Below are 18,782 nucleotides of genomic sequence, written 5' to 3'. Positions count from 1 at the left end.
CTGTGCAGTGCATCGCCTTGACAACTCTGCAGACCTTTGAATCACCCTCTTGAAAACGCTCTCAATCTACGGATGAGCGAGGTGCTGGATTCATCAAGGCAGTGTTGAGTGACAACGGTGAACCGTCAAGAAGATGCACAAGCTTCAAGTCTTGAACGTTTACCGCGCGCCAAGTCGCATCCAAGGGCTGTCCCGTAATCCCTGGTGGGTGTGCGACCACGGATTACGGGACAGCCCTCGGGTTCGGCCACGAGGTGGCCCCGCGCCGGGCGTTCGTAGGCACCTTCTGGGCAGAGGCGTGCGCGGTGGCGGGGTCAGCTGAGTTCCCGGCCACAACGCCGCGACGGCGGCGCTGGGCCGGTGAACCCCGCCCCCTACTGGCCGAACTCGCCGCGCAGCGCCGTCAGCTTGCGCGGCAGGTCGTACTCCGCGCCGCCCTCGTGGCCGTTGTACGGGAATACCTCGATGCGCGCCGGGCCCGCATAGCGGTGGTACGCGGCGAAGACCGTCGAGGAGGGGCAGATCTTGTCCATCAGCCCCACCGAGAACCATGCCGGGGCCGTCGCACGGGCCGCGAAGTTGACGCCGTCGACGTACGAAAGCGTCTCCATCGCCTCCTCGATCCGGAACCGGTGCCCGGACAGCCACCGGGCGATCTCCGCGTACGGCCCGGCGTCGGTGATCTGCGAGGCGCGCCGGTAGTGGCAGAGGAACGGCACGTCGGCGACGGCCGCCACCAGGTCGTCCCTGAGCCCGGCGACGGCGAGCGCCAGACCACCGCCCTGGCTGCCGCCGAGCACCGCGATTCGGTCCGGGTCCACCGCCTCGTGCGCCTTGGCGGCGTCGACGGCCCGCACGGCGTCGGTGATGAGCCGACGGTAGTAGTGGCGGTACGGATCCTCGATGCCGCGGGTGAGGAAGCCGGGGGAGGAGGAGCCGTGTCCGTCGGGGCCGATGTCGGGGGTGTCGGCGGTGTTCTTCCCGCCGCCCCCCTGCCCCCGGTTGTCCATCACCAGGTGCGCGTAGCCGAAAGCGCTCCAGGTCAGCCAGGCGTACGGGATGCCCCGGCCGCCGTTGTACCCGATGTACTGCACCACGGCGGGCAGCGGCCCCGAGCGGACCTTCGGCAGCAGCAGCCACGCCTTCACCGGCTGGCCGCCCCACCCACGGAACGTCACGTCGAACACGTCGACGGTGGCGAACCCGGCGTCGTACGGGACGAACTCGGCGGCCAGGTCGTGGCGGACGGTCTCGGCGAGGGTCTTGCCCCAGAAGGCATCGAAGTCGGCCGGTTCCTCCGGCTCGGGACGGTATTCGCGCAGTCGGTCCAGCGGCATGTCGAACAGCAAGGTCCTAGCTCCGGTTCAGAGTGAGGTCGAGGGTCGCGCCGTGCAGGCCGGCGGTGTCGGCGGTGATCCGGACACCGGTCGCCGTGGGGGTCACGGACACCCCGGGGTCGGCGCGGGCCACGGTCCGGGCGGTGCCGGTCAGCTCGACGGTCACCGACGACCGGAGCTGGGTCGGGTCGGAAAGCGCGATCTTCACGGTGGGTCCGTCGGGGCGCACCAGCGCCGAGACGGGGCCGTCGGCGGTCAGCTCCTGGGCGGTGCCCGCCGTCCAGAAGTTGGCGGCCAGCAGTCCGTCGGTGAGCCGGCGCACCGCGTGCACGGCGGTGGAGCCCTCGACGAGTGCGAGCGGCGGGGCGGCGGCCCACTGCTGGGTGCGCGCGGCGGAGGCGGCCGGTGCCTGGAGGTAGAAGTACCCGGCGTCTTCCGGGGCCTCTCCGTGGTCCTGCCAGAGCGTCAGGTACGGGCGGGTGACCGGGGTGTCGGTGCCGTACTTCAGGTTGATCTCCCGCCAGGTCGCGGTCCGCTCCTCGCGCAGGGCGCGCAGCGCGGTGCCGGCGGGAAAGACCCAGCCGCCGGTGCCGGCCAGGTGCACCCAGCGCACCCCCTCCGGCGACGCCTCCCAGCCGGTGGTGGTGGGGGCGGCGACCCCGTCGATCAGGAGCGGTGCCGCCGGGTCGGCCAGCTTGCGGTTCTCCACCACCGTCTCGACGGCGCCGGCGTCGGCGGAGATGCCCGAGCCGACGTACGCGATCACGTCGTCCAGGCAGAACCAGCTCTTCAGCGCCCGCAGCGAACTCCCGTACGCCCGCAGTTCCATGCCGTACGCGCCGAGCGTGGTGCCCTGCAGTACCGTGCCGCCCGCCCAGTCCGCCGTGCTGGTGGTCCGCTGCCCCGCCGCGTCGGCGGGTGCCCCGGCCGTCACCGTGGTGCCCGGCAGCCGGGTCGCGTCGACCGTCGGCCAGTAGTCCTCGCTGTAGTGGCCGAGGTCACCGGTGTACAGCAGCACCATGCCGTCCGACAGGTGCCAGCCGTGCAGGTTCTCGTTCTGGATCGACTCGTAGTTGTAGATGCGGCTGGAGTACGCCGAGACGCCCAGTGAGAACGCGGGGCGATGGTGGGCCGCCTTGTCCATCCGGGGGTGCTGTTTGTGCGTCAGCAGCGGTCCGCGCGCCGGGACGGGGGAGGCCAGCACCCGCTGTGCGGCGACCAGTGACGCGAGGTCGGTCACGGCCAGGAAGTCGCGGTAGGTGTCCTCCGCGATCCACTGCTTGACCAGCGAGGTGAACCGGTCGCCGGTCTCGCCGGGGAAGCCGGGGATCAACCGCAGTACCGCCTCGATCACGGTCTGGGCCGAGACGTGCCCCTGCTTGCTGGGGCGGGCGATCTCCCGGCCGCAGACCGACGCCATCACGTCGCCGCGTGCCATCAGTGGGTCGAACCCTTCGTCGACCCACCCGCGCACATGGTCCAGATCCGGGTCGGTGACCGTCCACGCGGTGCCGGCCAGCAGGTTGAGCAGCCGGGAGAGGCTGTTGAGCAGCTCCTTGCCGTACCCGCCGCTGTAGGGGTGTTTGTAGTGCTGGAGGAACGAGCCGTCGGAGTAGAAGCCCTCCCCGGTCCCCTCGGCCGCCGCACTCGTGTCGTTGTACGCCAGCACGCTGTTGGCGCCCGCGCCCTCGACGTCCGACAGGGCGTCGCGTACGCCGGCCAGCGCGTCGCCGTCGTCGCGGAGCACGGCGTTGACGGCGGCCACCGTCGACACCCAGACCCGGTTGGCGCCGGTGGCGATCTGCCGGTCGGCGCGCCACAGGTTGGGGTCCGGTGTGTAGTGGTGGACCGCGTCGGTGATCCGGCCGAGGCGGTCGGCGCCCAGCACGTCGTACAGCAGCACGGCGGTGTCGTTGAGGGCGAGCGGGGCGCCGATCTCCCAGTCCCAGTCGTTGTCGAACCGGGTGTGCGCTTGGCCGTAACGGTTCGTCAGCATCCAGTCGACGCCGCCCAGCAGCAGGTCGCGCAGCGCCGTGTCGCCGTACTGCGGGGTGCCCGGCACCGCCCACGCGGTCGCGGCCGTCGCCAGCCGCTTGAAGGAGGTGGTGACGTGGTTGGAGAGGGTGGTGCTGGTCAGGTCGGGGAACAGCCCGTCGGTCGCGGTGGGGTCGAGTCCCGTCGCGGCGGTGGTCGCAGCTCGGCCGGTCCTCGCCACGGCCGCGGCGATCCGTTCGTCGGCGAGGTCGAGGCCGGGGCCGCCGGTGAGCAGGGTGTGCCAGCGCACGCGCAGTGCCGCGGCGTCGCCCTCGGCCGCCCGCGCGGATGCGGCCGGGCCGATCGGCAGGGCGAGGGCCGCGCCGGCGGCTGCCGCACCGGCCAGGACCGTGCGGCGGGTGGTGGTTCGTTCCATGCGGGTCCTCACAGGAGGTGTCGGCGGTCGACGGCGGCGGCGAGCGCGGCGTGACCGGAGGGATCGGGGTGCAGGCCGTCGCCGCTGTCGTGGGCGGGCAGGATGCGGGACGGGCGGGACGGGTCGCGCAGCGCCCGGTCGAAGTCGGCGACGGCGTCGAAGACCCGGCCGGTGCGCAGTGCCGCGTTGACCGTCTGCCGGACCGTTTCGAGCTCCGGGGTCCAGCGGATCCACCCCTCGAACGGGGTGATGGTGGCGCCGACGATCCGCAGCCCGGCGTTCCGGGCGCGCAGCGCTGTTTGCCGGTAGGCGGCGAGCAGCCGGGCCGGGTCGGTCTGGCTCGGCGGCTGCTGGAGGTCGTTGACGCCCAGTTGCAGCAGGACGGTCCGCAGCCCCGGGAGTGACAGCACGTCCCGGTCGAATCGGGCCTGCCCGCCGGTACCGAAGCGGGCGTCGTCCAGCAGCAGCCGGTTGCCGCTGATGCCGAGGTTGGCGACGGCGGAGCCGGGCAGCCGGCGGGCGAGCTGGTCGGGCCAGCGCAGGTCGGCGTCGTCGGGGGTACCGACGCCCTCGGTGACGGAGTCGCCGAGCACTGCGATCACCGGGCCGCGTGTCCCCGTCGTCTCCACGCCGGTCAGCAGGAACACCGAGGTGGTGCGCTCCCCGTTGACGGTGTGCGAGGCGTGGGTGTTGCGGTGGAAGGAGAGCGGGCCGGTCGGTCCCGGCAGCCGGGTCCCGACCGTGAGCCGTGATCCGTCGGAGGCCGTGAGTCCCTCGACCGGGTCGCTGGTCAGCGATCCGCCCGCGGCCAGCCACTCCCGGCGCAGCCCGCCGAACGTCACCGGCCGCCCGCCGGCCGTCACCGGGCCCACCAGAACCGGGACCGTGCCGAACGCGTGGGCGTACCGTAGCCGCACCCGGCCGCCGGCCGACAGCCGCACCACCGAGGTGCACACCCCGTCGGTGAGCCCGGTGTACGCGACCGGGTCGGTGGGCGTGGGCGCGGTCTGCGCCGTCGCCCACGAGGCGGTCCAGCGTGCGCCCGCGGTGCCGCCGGCCGCCGCCGCACCCGGTGCGAACGCCACCGTGGTCGCACCGGCGGCGGCAGCCGCTCCCGCTGTGAGCACCGCCCGTCTCGCGGGCTCCCGCCCGGTCACTGGGGGCACGCGCCGGTGGGGGCGTACTCGGCGCCGTAGGTGCCGATCGCGTCGCCACCGGTGTTGCCGCTCATGGTGTTGGTGCAGACCGGCCCCTGCGGGGTGCGCATGAACTTGATGCCGCCGCCCGCGTTGTCCGTGATGGTGTTGCCGTAGACGCTGGTGCCGGTCCCGTCGGTGGCGGTGTCGCCGCCCAGGCGGATGCCCGCGCCGGTGTTGTCGTGGATCGTGTTGTACCGGAAGATGTTGCCGCTGCCGCGTGCGTCGAGCCCGCCGGAGCTGGAGTCCTTCTGCTCGCCGCAGTCGTTGTACTCGACGTAGTTGTTGGTCGAGTTCTCCTTCACGTCCACGCACTCGTTGCCGCGGGTGGCGATGGTGTTGTGGTGGATGCGGTTGTTCCGGCTGACGTCGGCCGCGGCGTCGGGCGCGCCGTTGGCGCCCTGCTGCTCGGGGGCGGTGCCCAGATAGATGCCCTCGCCGTTCTTGCCGCCGCCGCCGTACTTGAAGTCGGCGACCCCGCAGTCCGTGATGGTGTTGTCGTTCACCTCCGCGCCGGTCACCAGATAGCGCAGCCGCAGGCACTCGTCGGCGGCGTTCTTCAGCGTCATCCCGGTGATGTGCAGTGCGCCCACCCCGTTCCCGGGAGTCATGCTCATGACATAGATGAGCTTGAGGCGGTAGCTCGCCACGTCGTCGGCCGAGGCGAACCGTCCGTCCACGGTGAAGCCGCTCAGCGTCGTGGAGTCGTGCCGCACCTGGATGATCCGAGAGTCGCCCGCCCCCTTCACCACGGCGTTCGACGGGCCGGTGATCGTCACCCCGGCGCGCGCGGTCACCACGTCCTGCAGGTACGTGCCCGCCGCCAGGTTCACCACCGCCCCCGCCGGCGCCAGGTCCACGGCCTTCTGGATGGTGGCGAACGGGGAGCCCGCCGACGTGCCGGAATTGGCGTCGCTGCCGGACGGCGAGACGTAGTACGCGGTCGCCCCCGCGGCGGCCGGGGCCGCCTGGGCGGCGGCGGGGAGGGCCAGCGGCGCGGAGCACGCGACGAGCGCGGCGGCGAGGAAGGTGCGTGGTGCACGGCTCATGGGGTGTGCCTCCTGGGATCGGCGAACGACAGAGCGAGCAGAACGGGAACGCTGGGGCCGAACAGCAGAGGACCCAGCGGTACGACGAGGGAGAGCAGCGCGGCGGAGACCACCGCGCCGAGCAGCGCGGTGCCCCGGGCCGGCGAACCGAAGCCGAGCGCCAGCGCCCCCGTGGACCAGGAACGGACGGTTCCGCCGGGGGCCCGGCCCGCTTCGGCGGCGAGCGCCACGTGGTGGACGGCGAGGACGGCCGCGATGCCCACCTGAGCGGCCAGGACCACGAACGTCCAGGGTTCCGGACGCCCCAGCAGATGGACGACGTTGGCGGCCAGCACGCCCGCCGCCGCGGTGGACGCCAGACCGTGCGGCCACAGCGTCCGCCAGTAGCGCGGGAAGGCGCGGAGCGTCCGGGTGAAGCAGGCGCTGTCGCCCTCCACCCGCCACCGCTGCAGCCCGTACGCCATCGCCGCCAGGGCAGGGAGCCAGGTCACCACCCCGAGTGCCAGCAGCGCGAACGCGGCCCCGGCCTGCGCGGGATGGGCGACGAACTCCAGTCGCCGCAGCAGCGTCGGCCACCCCGCCGTGGTGGGGGCCGGCTCGGGCGCCGTGGACGTGGTGGTGCTCATGCGCGGTCCGCCTCTGCGATGGTGGGCACGCCAGGAGTGGCGAGCGTTCCGGTGAACGGGTGGGTGGCGTCCAGCAGTACCCGGCCGCCCACCTCCACCCGGGTGGCCGCGACGACGTGGGGAGGCCTGCCCGCGGCGAGCAGCACGGCCGCCGCGTCCGCGACGACGTCCGCCGAGCGGATCCGGCGGGACACGGGGGACAGGTACACGCTCTCCTCGCCGCCGCCGAACACCACTCCGTGCCCCGCCTCGCACGTCACCGGCTCCGCCGCACCGCGTCCGCCCGGCTCGACCGTCGTGAGGAACAGTCCCTCCCGTGCCCGGCCGGTCGTCACGCGCAGCGTGTGGAGCGTCCGGCTCAGCGCCAGCTCCGGGGTGCTGGAGGTGGGGTTGGCCGTCACCTCGGTGACGCCCTCGGTGACCGAAACCGTCCGCGGCGCGAACCGCCGCACGTGCGCGACCGCCCCGCCCGAGCGGATCAGCCGGTCACCGTCCGCGAGTTCCTCGGTAGGGTGGTCGGTCTGCAGCAGGAACGTCCACGCGCGCGGGGCGTCGGCCTCCGCCAGGTCCAGCAGCACCAGCCGGCCGGACGGGGTGAACACCAGCGTCCGGTCCAGCCGCCGCACCCCGAGTTCCGGGGCGTACATCGCGGCGATCTCCGCCGTGGCGTGCGCCCAGCCGTCCTCCTCGCCCACCAGCACGTCCCGCTGCCGGGCCTGCCGCTCGAACGGGATGTCCTTGTAGACGTGGTACCGGTCCTCGTCCGCGTACCCCTGCCCGTCGACCAGCAGCAGATTGTGGTGCGCGGCCTTCTTCCGGTTGCTGTATCCCTCGTCGACGGCGAGGAACGCACCCTGCGACACCAGCACGAACGATCCCGAATCGGGGTGGTGGTGCCCCTGGTCGAGTGTCTCGTGCCCCCGTTCCGCACGGTGCTTCGCACTGGTTTCCCACGCCCCGTGGCCGCCGCCCGGACTGGCCTTGAACGACACCAGCGTGGCGTCGTCGTCCCAGCTCGTCCTGGCCGCCAGCAGTCCCAGGTCGGGGAAGAACGCCCGCGTCGCGGTGGGCCGCGCCGCCGCCACCGACGGGTCGTACCAGAGGTGTTCGAGGTACGCCTCCGGCAGAATGCCGGGCCGCACCCCGCTCCCGGCCGCCTCCGCGCGCAGCAGCGGCCCCGAGGCGAGATCGCCCATGAACTGCGCCTGCGGGATGCCGTACTGCGCGGCGAGCCGGTAGTACAGCGCGGCGCTGTGACCGCTGCGCCGGTCGTGACAGTCACCGTGGTCCACGTTGAACGCGAAACCGGGCGCCGTCTGGTGCAGCCGGTAGTCGAAGGTGTGCGCCATGAAACCGCCGCGGTCCCACCAGTCCACGCCCTCGGCCTCCTGGAGCAGGTCCAGGTGGATCGCGAGGAACGGCACCCCGTACCGCCAGTACACGACACCCTCGGCGTGCGAACCGTCGGCCGGCATCAGATCGAGGACCGTGCCGAGGTTCTCCCGGGCGCGCTCCGTCCACTCCTGCTCGCCGAGCACGTAACCGGCCGTGGCCAGGCCCGTGTAGCAGATCCAGTTGTGGTTCTGCCAGTACGAGGACGACCACCAGCCGCCCTCCGAGGCCACCGCGAACTCGTACAGCCGCCGCCCCTGGAGCAGCAGCTTGTGCCGCAGCGACAGGGCTGTCTCTTCCGGGAGTTCACTTTCCGTCCAGCGCAGCACGAGGGAGAGGTGGTGCAGCAGCCAGCCGGCGTCCAGATCGTGGTCGGGGAGGTGCGCCCGGCCCCAGTGCGGCAGCCGGACCGCCGCCTCCGTCCAGCGGACGCACTCCGCCAGATGGGCCGGATCGCCGCTCACCCGGTACGCGAGCGCGGGGTTGGAGGCCGCCGGGCCCAGCCAGGTGATGCTGGCCCGCGGATGGGTGACCGGCGGAGTCAGCCCGCGATGGCGGACCGCCTCCTCCAGCAACCGGGCCTCCTTCGCCGGGCGCGGTCCGGGCGGCGGGGTCGCCGAGAGCAGCACCGGTCAGCCCCCCGTCCTGAAACGCGCCGCCGTGCCGTCCGCCAGCTCCACCGTCAGCTCCTCGCCGTCCAGCCGTACATCGGTCACGGCAGGGCCCGCGGTCGCCGCCTGGTACACCGACGCGAACACGACCCGCTCCGTCTCGGCGGTGAAGTCCACCTGTGTGCACACCCGTTGGGGATCATCCGCCGGACCCGGGCCCGGCCGGGCGGCCGGCCGCACCGGAACGTCCGCAGCGTGGGTGTGCCATCCGTGCAGCGTCTCCTGGCCGTACCACGTGGTGCGCACCGGACCGCCCGCCTGCGCCTGCACGTCCAGCGAGGTGCCGGGCCGCAGGTGCGCCGCGAACCGGCGTGGGCGCTCGCCGGTCACGGTCAGCAGGTCCACCAGGTAGCAGCCGCCGAGGGCCACCCGGCGCACCGCGCGCACCCCCTCGTACGCCGTCGTCACCTCGGCCGTCACCGACGACGCGTCCGCTTCGAGCAGCACGCCGGCGCACTCCGCCTGCTCCGCACCGTCCGCGCCGAACGCCGGGTGGGCCGCCGTGGAGGCGTAGTGATCCCGGAACACGGTGTGGGCGTAAGGGACTTGACCGGGGTCGGGCTGCCACGGCGTGATGTCGCCGTAGAGATACAGCGACAGCTTGTCCCGGTGGCCGTGCGAGCCGCCGTGCGGACCGAAGTCCAGCAGCGCGTGGATCCCCGCTCCCCGCAGCACGCCGTAGCCGGCCGCGCCGAACACCGTGACCGGGGCCGCCGGGGCGCGCCGGGCGAGCGGCGGCCCGGTGAACCAGCCGCCGAGCAGACCGTCCAGCCCGTCGTCGGCCGCGCCCAGCTCGCGCCGAGCCTGCGCCGCCACCGCCTCCAACGACTCCGCCGGCACCAACTGCTGGGCCAGAGCGACCAGTTCCAGCCACTCCAAAGCCAGTGGGTGACGGGCGTACGGGCCGTCGTGCAGCGCCGGCAGGATGCCGCCCGGCGTGGCGATGACCGCCAGCACGTCCGTCATCCCGGCCAGCACGTCCACCACGTCCCGCGGCAGCTTTGCCGGGGCCGTCCCGCGCAGCGCCAGCAGCGCCGCCCGCAGCACGAACCCGTGGTAGTAGGTGCTGCCCTCCCACTCCCAGCCGTCCTCGGCGACCGCCACCCGCAGATGCGCGTACAGCCCCTGGTCGCCCTCCAGCCAGTTCTTGGCGCCGTCCCACTCGCGGCCACGGACGGCCGAGGCCGCCCGGCCGGCGGCGACGCCCGCCGCGTTGAGCCACGCCGTGTAGTTCGAGGCGAGCTGTCCCCGGCCGGTCAGCACGTCACGGGCGTCCGACGCCGCCCGCTCCAGCTCGTCCAGGAACGGGCCCAGCGGCGCCAGGTCCTCCGTGCCCTCCTCGGCGAGGGTGATCACGGCATGGCCGATGTTCACCGCCCAGATGGCGTCCGTCAGCGCCTGGTGGAACATCCGGCCACGCAGCATCCACGCCTGGGCCTCACCGTGCCCCTCCGCCGCCAACTCCGCGTACAGTGCGCCGAGCTCCGTCAGACCCGCCACCGCCTCCGCGCGCCCGCCGCGATGGGCGAGCACCCGCAGGTGCCTCGCCCACGCCTGGTGCGACAGCACCGTCCAGGCGCCGCGCACCGCCTCGTCGTCCACCCGGCAGCCGTGCGCGCACCGGGCGCCGCCCGCCGGGAAGACCCCGGAGAGCAGATCGGCGTGGTCCAGCTCCACCCCGTGCACCGGACAGACGTACGCGTGCCACCAGCCGCCGCGCTCCCGCGCCATCCGCATCAACGCGGCCACACGCCACCGTCGATGTCCACCGTGGTCCCGGTGAGGAACCCGGAGGCGGGCGAGGCCAGGTGGACGACGGCCGACGCCACGTCCTCCGGCGTGCCGGCCCGGCCCACCGGGATGCCCGCCGCCATCGCCTCCTGGGCGGCGGGAGCGGTGAACGTGTCGTGGAAGGCGGTGCCCCGGATGAAGCCGGGGGCGACGCTGTTCACGGTGATCCCGGTGGAGCCCAGCTCCTTGGCCAGTCCCTTGGTGAAGCCGCGGACCCCCGCCTTCGATGCGGCGTACGCGACCGAGCCCGGCCCGCCGCCGTTGTGCGCGGCCAGCGAGGACATGGTGACGATGCGGCCGGCCGACGACTGCTTCAGGTACGGCAGCGCGGCCCGCACGGTGCGGAACGCCGACGTCAGGTTGACGGAGACGACCTGGTCGAAGTGTGCGTCGGACATCTCCTCGACGGTGGCCCGGCCGATCAGGTGGCCGGCGTTGCAGACCAGGACGTCCAGACCGCCGAGGAAGGAGACGGCCTCCTCCACCAGACGGTCCACGTCGGCGGAGACGGTGACGTCGGCCTTGAACGCCTTGGCCCGGCGGCCCAGCGCCTCGATGGCGGCGACGGTCTTCGCCGCCTCCTCGCCGGAGGAGTGGTAGTGGACGGCGACATCGGCGCCGGCCTCGGCGAGTCCGACGGCGATGGCCCGGCCGATGCCGTGGCCGGAGCCTGTCACCAGAGCGAAGGAACCGTTGAGATCAGCAGACATGGGTAGTGCCCTTTCGTTGCCGGCCATGTGGAGGCCGGGTCCGGTCCCCGGCCGGATGCGGTGGCGGGGAACCGTGGTCAGGCGGACTCGCCGTCGAGCGCCGTCACTTGAGACCGGCGGTCGCGAAGCCCTGGACGAAGTAGCGCTGGCCGATCAGGAAGAGAACGACCATGGGAAGGGTGGCCAGAGTGGTGCCCGCCATGAGGAAGTGCCACTGGGTGCCGTTCTCCGTCTTGAAGACGGAGAGCCCGACCTGGATGACCCGGAGACTGTCGGTGTGGGTCACCAGCAGCGGCCAGAGGAAGTTGTTCCACGACGACTCGAAGGTCAGCAGCGCCACCGTGGTGAGTGCCGGCTTGACCTGCGGCGTCATGATCCGGGCGTAGATCCGGAACTCGCCGAGCCCGTCGAGACGGGCCGCCTCCTCCAGCTCCACCGGCAGGTCCAGGTAGAACTGCCGGAAGAGGAACACGGCGAACGGCGTCACCGCACCCGGCACGATCAGCGCCCACCAACTGTCCAGCCATCCGCTGCCCCCCTGGCCGAAGAGGTCGTTGCCCCCGGCGAGCGGCATGAAGCGGACGATCAGGAACTCGGGCAGCACCTTGGTGTACGTCGGGATCATCAGCGCCGCGACGAAGAGGTAGAAGATGACCTCGCTGCCCCGGAACCTGATCCGGGCCAGTGCGTATCCGGCCATGGACGCCACCAGCACGTTGATCACCGTGTGGCTGATCGCGATGATGAAACTGTTGCGGGCGTAGGTGGCGAACGGAGCGGCCTTCAGCGCATCGACGTAGTTGCCGAACTCCCAGTGCTGCGGGAGCAGTCCAGAATCCTGCGAGGCGATCTCGACCGGCGTCTTGAGCGAGGTCAGCACCATCCAGACGAACGGCACCACCATCAGCAGCGAGATCACCGACAGTGTCAGGTAGAGCACGATCCGGCCGGGGGAGAGCGGGGCGCGCCGGGCGCGCGGTGCGGGGGCCTTGGCCGTGACCGCCGCCGGGGCGGTGAGGGTGGGATCAGTCGTTGCCACGGGTGCCTCCCATGATCCTTCGGTTGACCAGGGTGAAGCCCATCAGCAGCACGAAGAGCACCAGGGACTGCGCGCAGGCGTATCCGACGCGGAACTCCCGGAAGGCCGACTTGTAGATCTCGTACGTCATCATCGTGGTGCTGTTGGCCGGACCGCCGTCGGTGAGGATGTAGATCTGGTCGAAGGACTGGAAGGCCGTGATCATCGAGGTGATGAGCACGAAGAAGGTGGCCGGCTTCAGCAGCGGCAGGGTGATGGAGAAGAACTGCCGCACCCGGGACGCGCCGTCCACCGAAGCTGCCTCGTACAGTTCCTTCGGCAGGGACTGGAGCGCGGCCAGGTAGATGAGCATCTTCATGCCGATGCCCTGCCAGACGCCGACCAGGATCACCGAGGGCATCGCCCAGGCGGTCGAGGACAACCAGGCCGGGCCCTGCACGCCGACGAACGACAGCAGAGCGTTGAAGAGTCCGTTGCCGGGGTTGTAGATCCACAGCCAGACCAGGGCGATGGCCACGGTCGCCGTCACCTGCGGCAGGAACACCGCGGTGCGGAAGATGCCGCGGGCCCGCAGCCCCGTGTTGAGCGCCAGTGCCATCAGCAGCCCGAGCACCATGCCGAACGGCACGGTGAAGAACGTGTAGACGACGGTGTTCACGATCGACTGGCGGAAGACCGTGTCGTCCAGCATGTCGCGGAAGTTGTCGAACCCCACGAACTCGGGTGCGGTGAGCACGTCGTACTTGGTGAAGGCCAGTGCGACCGAGGCGAGGACCGGCAGGCCGATCCAGAGCGCGGCGTGCAGCAGCGCCGGCGCCACCATGAGCATGCCCGCCCGGCGCCGGCGGCGTCCCGGACCCGCTCCGTTGCGCCGGGTGCGCACGGACGCCGGCGCCGGTTCGCCCGAAGGCGGCCGCGCGGGCGGGGACTTGAGTACGGATGTCAGTGACACGGTGACGACCTCACATCCGGCCGATGGCGGCCTCGGCGAGCCGGCCGAGCTCCGCGATGGCGTCCTTCGCGGACTGGCCGCCCACGATCGCGGGCTCCAGGGTCGGCTTGATCTTCTCGCGGATCTCCATCCAGGCGGCGGTGCCGCCTTCGGAGACGGCGTGCTCCAGGTTCTGGAGCGAGAGGTCGACGAACTGGTTCTCCTTGACGTAGCCGGTGTCGTCCAGGTCGCGCAGGCCGGGGACGGAACCTCGCTGCTTCGCCGCGCCGAGGATGGACTCCGGGGTCGCCAGGTACTCCACCAGCGCGCGGGCGGCGGCGGGGTGCTTCGAGCGCGCCGACTGGGTGACGAGCGTGCCGCCCTGGAGCATCGCGGGCCGACGGTTGGCGAGGACGAACGAGCCCAGCTTGTCGCCCTCGATCAGCTCCGGGTTCTGCTGGGCGACCTGGACCCACAGGGCGCTGCTCGTCATCATCATCGACGCCTTGCCGGTCTGCACGTTCGACGGGGCGCCGACGTCCGTCTTCTTCGCGTAATCGGCGGAGCCGTCGGCGATCAGGTCCTTGAAGAACTGCAGGGCCTCGACGCCCCGGTCGCCGGTGAACAGCGCCTTCTTGCCGTCCGCGCTGAACAACTGGCCGCCGTTGGCGAACAGGAAGGTCTCCCAGCACTGCCGCAGTTCGATCGAGAACGGATCGAAGCCGACCCGGTCGCCCGTGGTGAGCTGCTTGGCGACGGCCCGCAGCTCCGCCCAGGTTGCGGGCGTCTTCTTGATGCCCGCCTCGGCGAAGTGGTCCTTGCGGTAGACCACGATGCGGGTGTCCAGCACGACCGGGAGGGCGTACAACTTGCCCTCGTACCGCGACGGGTCCAGCACCCGCTCCTCGTACTGGTGGGCGCTCGCCAGCCGCTCGGGCAGTTCGGCGATGGCGTTCTTCGAAGCGAACGGCGGTATCCAGCCGACGCCCATCATCAGCACGTCGGGCAGCAGACCGCCCGCCAGCCCCGTGGTGATCTTCTCGTTGAGCTGGGTGTACGTGGTGTAGTCCACGTTCACCTTGACGTCCGGGTACTTCTTCCGGAAGCCGCCGAGAATCTCCTTCTCCAGGAGCGTCTTGCCGTTGCTGCCTTCGTATATGGGGGTGAGAAGCGTGATCTCGCCCTCTGCCGGGCCGTCGGCCGATCCGGCGGAGACCGATCCGGTGCCGGTGCCGCACCCGGTCAGGGCGGCGGCTCCGCCGGCGCCGATGGCGGCGAGCATCGACCGTCTTGTGAGTTCCATGGGGCACCCCTCTTGAGGTCACGTCTGTGGATCGATCCAGTGGGGGACACCCAGCAGTGGCTGGGAAGTGCTGGTAAATCGATGCACTGATGCTAGGAACGGCTGCGGAAGAACGTCAACACATGGAACACAAGAAGTTTTCAGGGAAGTTAACGCCCTGGCAGGTATGGTGACTTCACTAAATCGATACACTAAAACAGTCGTGTGTTCCGAACCGGAGGTGGCATGAACGGGGTTACGATCCATCAGGTCGCGGAGGCCGCCGGGGTCTCCGCCAGTACGGTCTCCAACGTGCTCAACGGCCGCACCAACCGGATGCAGCCGGCCACGCTCGCCCGGGTCGAGCAGGCCATCGAACGCCTCAGCTACCGGCCCAACCGGGCGGCGAGGATGCTCCGCACCGGCCGCATCAAGGTCATCGGTCTCATCGTGCCGTCCGTCGCCAACCCCTTCTGGGGTTCACTGGCCCGGGAGTTGGAGGCCATCGCGCTCGCGGAGGGGTACCACGTCCTGCTCTGCAACAGCGAGCGCGACCCCGCCCGCGAACTGAAGTACGGCGAGGAACTGCTCGCCGACGGGGTCAGCGGGGTGGTGCTCTGCTCCTCGTTGCCCTCCCTGGACCACGTGACGCCGCTGCTCAGCCGCGGGCTCAAGATGGTGGCGTTCGACCGCACCGCACAGGCCGGCGACCCGCCGTCGCTCGCCAGCATCAGCGTCGACAACGCCATGGGCGCGGAGATCGCCACCCGCCATCTGCTCGAACTCGGCCACCGCAGGCTCGCGTTCGTCTCCGGATCGGTCGGCAGCGTCAACCGCCGCGAGCGACTGCGCGGATTCCGCGCCGCACTGGAGGAAGCGGGCCTCGACCCGGCCGACGCCGTCGTCTGGCCGGGCGCAGCCATGACCGAGTTCGGCGACAAGGACGCCGCCGAACTCGGCCGCAACGCCGCCCGCGAACTCCTCTCCGGTCCTCGGCCACCCACCGCCTTCGTCGCCATCAACGACATGTGCGCCATCGGAATCTGCCGGGGTGTCAAGGACGCCGGACTCACGGCCGGCCCCGACGTCTCGGTGGTCGGCTTCGACGACATCCTTCTCGCCGACCTCTTCGAGCCGCCCCTGACCACGGTGCGCCAGCCGCTGCCGGAGATGGCCGCCGAGACTTTCCAGCAGCTCCGCGCCCGGATCGAGGCCGAACCGGGCGCGGGCCGCTCGCTGCTGATCAGACCCCGCCTGGTGATCCGGCAGTCCACCGGGCCGGTGCGGCAGGCGCCGGGCCGGGCCCCGGTGCAGGGAGCGGCGGCCGCGACGCCGCGCTGACGGGGAAGGCTCGTGCGGCGGGGGGGACGCCGACCTCCGCCGTGCCCGAGGGGACCGCGGAGGCCGTGGCGACACCCTCATCGTGAACGGCCCGCCCTTGAGGGCTGTCAGCCCTCAAGGGCGGACGGACCGAGTACGCGGAGCGGGCGCACCGTCGTGCTCGGTCCGGGCGTCAGACGCACCTGCCGCTCAGCCAGGATTTCAGTTCCTTCGGCCAGGTGGTGGCCATCGGCACCGAGGTGGTCGGCAGGCCGTACCGGTTCAGCCTGTTCAGCCAGGTCGCGTAGTTGCCGGAGGCGGCAGGGGCCGGCTCCTCCCAGCCGATCCCGTCGACCCAGCGCGGGTGGTTCCTGAGCGTGGCACCGAGGCCCGCCGCCTCGATCCGCTTCTCGAGTTCGGCCTTCAGGCCGACGTTGTCGCTCCCCGTGTAGATCATGATCTGCTGGGAGGCGATCCGTTCCTTGATGGGGGCGATGACCTCGTTCCACGCGGTCTCGCGGATCGAGGCGTCATTGTTGAGGAGTGACTGCCCGGCTTCTCCCTTGAGTTCCACGAGGGCGGCCATGTTCTGGCTCTTGGCGCTGTCGAGCCATTCCCGGAAGGTGTACACAGTCTCGCCCTTGTACGGGCCTTGGTCGATGGTCCGGCCCTTGAGCTGGTCGGCTCCGGTGGCCCACCAGATCGCGTTCGCGTCGGCATTCGGCCCCGTCAGGCCTCGGGTCGACGTGTTGTGCCACATCACACCCTTGGTGCCGTCCTTGGTGAGCTGAAGGTCGGCCTCCACGCCGGCCGCTCCCCAGCTCTTCTGCTGGGCAAGCCCTGTGGGGTGGTTCGGCTGGCGAACCTGGTCCCGCTCCCACGCGTTGGCACCCGTCGGATAGCCGCCGTGCCCGAAGATCGTCGGGCAGACCGGCAGACCTTCCGAGTGGCGCTCGATCGGACGCATCCTGTCGAAGGTCCAGCCTGTCTCGGTTTCCCAGCCGTGCAGGTCACCGGCGAGGGTTCCGTCCGACTGGGCGGTGAAGGTGATGGTCTTCACCGTGCCCGACCGGAGGTCGGTGTAGCCGTAGACCGTGGCGAGGTCGTCGCGGCCGTCACCGTTGTAGTCGCCGGTGACGATCTTCATACGGGACCGTTCGTACCAGCCCGCCGGCCTGTTCAGGAGTTCGCGGCGATGGCCGAACCTGCCTTCGGTGTCGAGGTCGAAGCCGATCAGAGCGTCGTGCCCGTCGGCGTAGTCGTACCAGGCGGCGATGGAGTCACGACCATCACCGTCGAAGTCACCGGAATGCACGGTCGCCCGGCTGAACGTCCAGCCGGTGGTGGACTCCCAGCCGCGGACCGGCTCGGCGAATCCGCCACCGGGTCCGCCCGTGAAGGACATCAGCGTCACGGTGCCGGAGGCATAGCCGTACAGCACACCCAGGTCGTCGCGGCCGTCGCCGTCGTAGTCGCCGGTGGCGAACTTCATGCGGCCGACCTCCCACCCGTCGGCTGCGGTGCGCGCGAAGGACGAGAAGGGACTGCCGAAACCGCCGTCGGTCCGGGCGAGGAACGTGAACAGCTTGTCGTCGCCGTTGCTGTAGTCGTACCAGGCGGCGATGTCGTCGCGGCCGTCACCGTCGAAGTCCCCGGCCTCGGCGGTGATGGCGTCGAAGGTCCAGTTGCCAGGGTCCGCCGTCCAGGAGGTGAGGCGGGTGCCGAATCTCCCGTCCCCCTTGCCGAGCCAGGTGAACAGGGAGACCTTGCCGTCGTCGTAGCCGTAGAAGGCGGCGACATCACCCGTCCCGTCGCCGTTGAAGTCACCGGTGACGTACTTCATGTGCTCGGCCCAGTAGTTGCCCTCGGTCGTCTCCCACGCCTTGAGGGGCGCGGACAGGCCGCCGTCGGGGCCGGCTGCGAAGGTGTGCATGGCGTCGCTGCCGTCCGAGTAGTCGTACCAGGACACCATGTCGCTCCGGCCGTCACGGTTGTAGTCGTGACGGGGGCCCCTCCCGGCAACTGCCCGAACGGTGGCCACGCGTGCCCCGCCGTCTGCCGCGTCGGCGCTCTCGGGAGCCACGTCGCTGACCTGGGGAAGTTCGGTGACTCCGCCCGCGGCGCCCCCGGCCGGAGCGACCGCCACCGGCTCGCCGCGCACGTGGGCGCTCGCGCTGCCGCCACTCGCCTGCAGACCGAGCAGGGCACACACGACAGCGGCGCAGACCATGACCGTGGGTCTCTTCATTCGGCTGTTCATCCCCCTTTGTTGCTGCGTGCTGCGTGCTGCGTGTTGCGTGCTGCTTCTGGCACTCGACGAAGCGAACGGGCCCGCGCTCTGCGGACGGGCTCCCGCTCCGTCGCCTCAAGCGAGGCACCCGGCCCCCGGGAGTGCGCGTATGGCCGACGGGGCGACTCCGGTGCCGATTTGACCACCGCACCGGCATCACGTGCCAGCCGTTATCGGGCCCTTCGAATCGAGCCATGGCTGAAGAGCGACTGCATGCGACATCGACGACCGCGCCACCCGGCAGCTCCCGCGTCGCCGTACGGAACCGCGTGGCCATCCCGCTCACCCGCGACGGTTCGCCGAAAACTCCCCGCCCTCTTCGCCCTGGAACGCCCGGTTACCGCTCCGGGTGCGGCGTGCCGCACGCCGCACGGCTGCTGCCTGCGCAGGGGTGAGCTCCTCAAGCGCCCGTACGGATGCGACTTCCGCGGCATCGTCGGGCCCGGGCGGTGCGGCAGGACTCCGCCCCGGCGCGGAGGACGCGGGCCCTCACCTGCGCGTTCGATCACGTCGGCGGCTGCGGACGCGTTGATCCGGCCCTCTCGCGGCCGGGAGCGAGCAGCGGACTGGAGTGCCCAATTCCGTTCGTGAATAAGGAAGTTGTATTGACTCGCACGTGTGCTGTTCATAACATCGAAACATCTGAAGCCAAGTTTGGCTTGATCTCGTCGGCTTCAACGTCGCCGGATCCAGGGCGTGTCGTCAAAGTACCGTCGTTCGGCCGGAGGCCGGGCCGTG

At 71.2% G+C, this 18,782-nt stretch carries 13 protein-coding genes; 1 reads left to right on the top strand and 12 read right to left on the bottom strand.

What is annotated here, in order from left to right; genetic code table 11:
- Window positions 1-374: 374 nt before the first annotated feature.
- From OG599_RS03160 to OG599_RS03110, 11 genes are all read right to left on the bottom strand, one after another.
- Window positions 375-1,349: an acetylxylan esterase gene (locus tag OG599_RS03160; RefSeq protein WP_327174388.1), complete on the bottom strand. Its 975-nt coding sequence runs from the start codon at window positions 1,347-1,349 to the stop codon at window positions 375-377.
- Window positions 1,350-1,353: 4 nt separating this feature from the next.
- Window positions 1,354-3,747 (bottom strand): polysaccharide lyase 8 family protein, encoded by a 2,394-nt coding sequence (locus OG599_RS03155; RefSeq protein ID WP_327174387.1) that lies wholly within the window; start codon window positions 3,745-3,747, stop codon window positions 1,354-1,356.
- 8 nt (window positions 3,748-3,755) lie between these two features.
- Window positions 3,756-4,874: an SGNH/GDSL hydrolase family protein gene (locus OG599_RS03150; protein WP_327174386.1), complete on the bottom strand. Its 1,119-nt coding sequence runs from the start codon at window positions 4,872-4,874 to the stop codon at window positions 3,756-3,758.
- A 26-nt stretch (window positions 4,875-4,900) separates the two neighbouring features.
- Window positions 4,901-5,992, bottom strand: coding sequence for a right-handed parallel beta-helix repeat-containing protein (locus OG599_RS03145; RefSeq protein ID WP_327174385.1), 1,092 nt, complete (start codon window positions 5,990-5,992; stop codon window positions 4,901-4,903).
- Window positions 5,989-6,618 (bottom strand): hypothetical protein, encoded by a 630-nt coding sequence (locus OG599_RS03140; protein ID WP_327174384.1) that lies wholly within the window; start codon window positions 6,616-6,618, stop codon window positions 5,989-5,991. The genes OG599_RS03145 and OG599_RS03140 overlap by 4 nt, the downstream gene beginning before the upstream one ends.
- Window positions 6,615-8,639, bottom strand: coding sequence for a hypothetical protein (locus tag OG599_RS03135; protein ID WP_327174383.1), 2,025 nt, complete (start codon window positions 8,637-8,639; stop codon window positions 6,615-6,617). The genes OG599_RS03140 and OG599_RS03135 overlap by 4 nt, the downstream gene beginning before the upstream one ends.
- A 3-nt stretch (window positions 8,640-8,642) precedes the next feature.
- Entirely contained in the window at window positions 8,643-10,430 is a 1,788-nt protein-coding gene (locus OG599_RS03130) for a heparinase II/III domain-containing protein (protein WP_327174382.1), read from the bottom strand.
- Entirely contained in the window at window positions 10,418-11,182 is a 765-nt protein-coding gene (locus OG599_RS03125) for an SDR family NAD(P)-dependent oxidoreductase (protein ID WP_327174381.1), read from the bottom strand. Before OG599_RS03125 ends, OG599_RS03130 begins: the two co-directional genes overlap by 13 nt.
- A 103-nt stretch (window positions 11,183-11,285) precedes the next feature.
- On the bottom strand, window positions 11,286-12,221 hold the full coding sequence (locus OG599_RS03120) for a carbohydrate ABC transporter permease (protein WP_327174380.1): 936 nt from the start codon (window positions 12,219-12,221) through the stop codon (window positions 11,286-11,288).
- Window positions 12,208-13,173 carry a carbohydrate ABC transporter permease gene (locus tag OG599_RS03115; protein ID WP_327174379.1) on the bottom strand — a complete coding sequence of 322 codons (966 nt, stop codon included), beginning with the start codon at window positions 13,171-13,173 and terminating at the stop codon, window positions 12,208-12,210. The genes OG599_RS03120 and OG599_RS03115 overlap by 14 nt, the downstream gene beginning before the upstream one ends.
- A 10-nt stretch (window positions 13,174-13,183) precedes the next feature.
- Window positions 13,184-14,455, bottom strand: a complete 1,272-nt coding sequence (locus tag OG599_RS03110; protein WP_327174378.1) for an ABC transporter substrate-binding protein — start codon at window positions 14,453-14,455, stop codon at window positions 13,184-13,186.
- A 225-nt stretch (window positions 14,456-14,680) separates the two neighbouring features.
- On the opposite strand from OG599_RS03110, the gene OG599_RS03105 reads away from it, so the two are divergent.
- A complete protein-coding gene (locus OG599_RS03105; RefSeq protein WP_327174377.1) occupies window positions 14,681-15,775 on the top strand; it encodes a LacI family DNA-binding transcriptional regulator in 1,095 nt (364 codons plus the stop codon).
- Between the two features lie 172 nt (window positions 15,776-15,947).
- On the opposite strand, the gene OG599_RS03100 is transcribed toward OG599_RS03105, so the two are convergent.
- Window positions 15,948-18,002, bottom strand: coding sequence for an FG-GAP-like repeat-containing protein (locus tag OG599_RS03100; protein WP_327174376.1), 2,055 nt, complete (start codon window positions 18,000-18,002; stop codon window positions 15,948-15,950).
- Window positions 18,003-18,782 lie beyond the last annotated feature (780 nt).

Origin of the sequence: Streptomyces sp. NBC_01335 (genome assembly GCF_035953295.1) — a bacterium.
In the GTDB taxonomy this organism is placed as follows: domain Bacteria; phylum Actinomycetota; class Actinomycetes; order Streptomycetales; family Streptomycetaceae; genus Streptomyces.
This window is presented reverse-complemented; position numbering and strand designations above follow the sequence as displayed.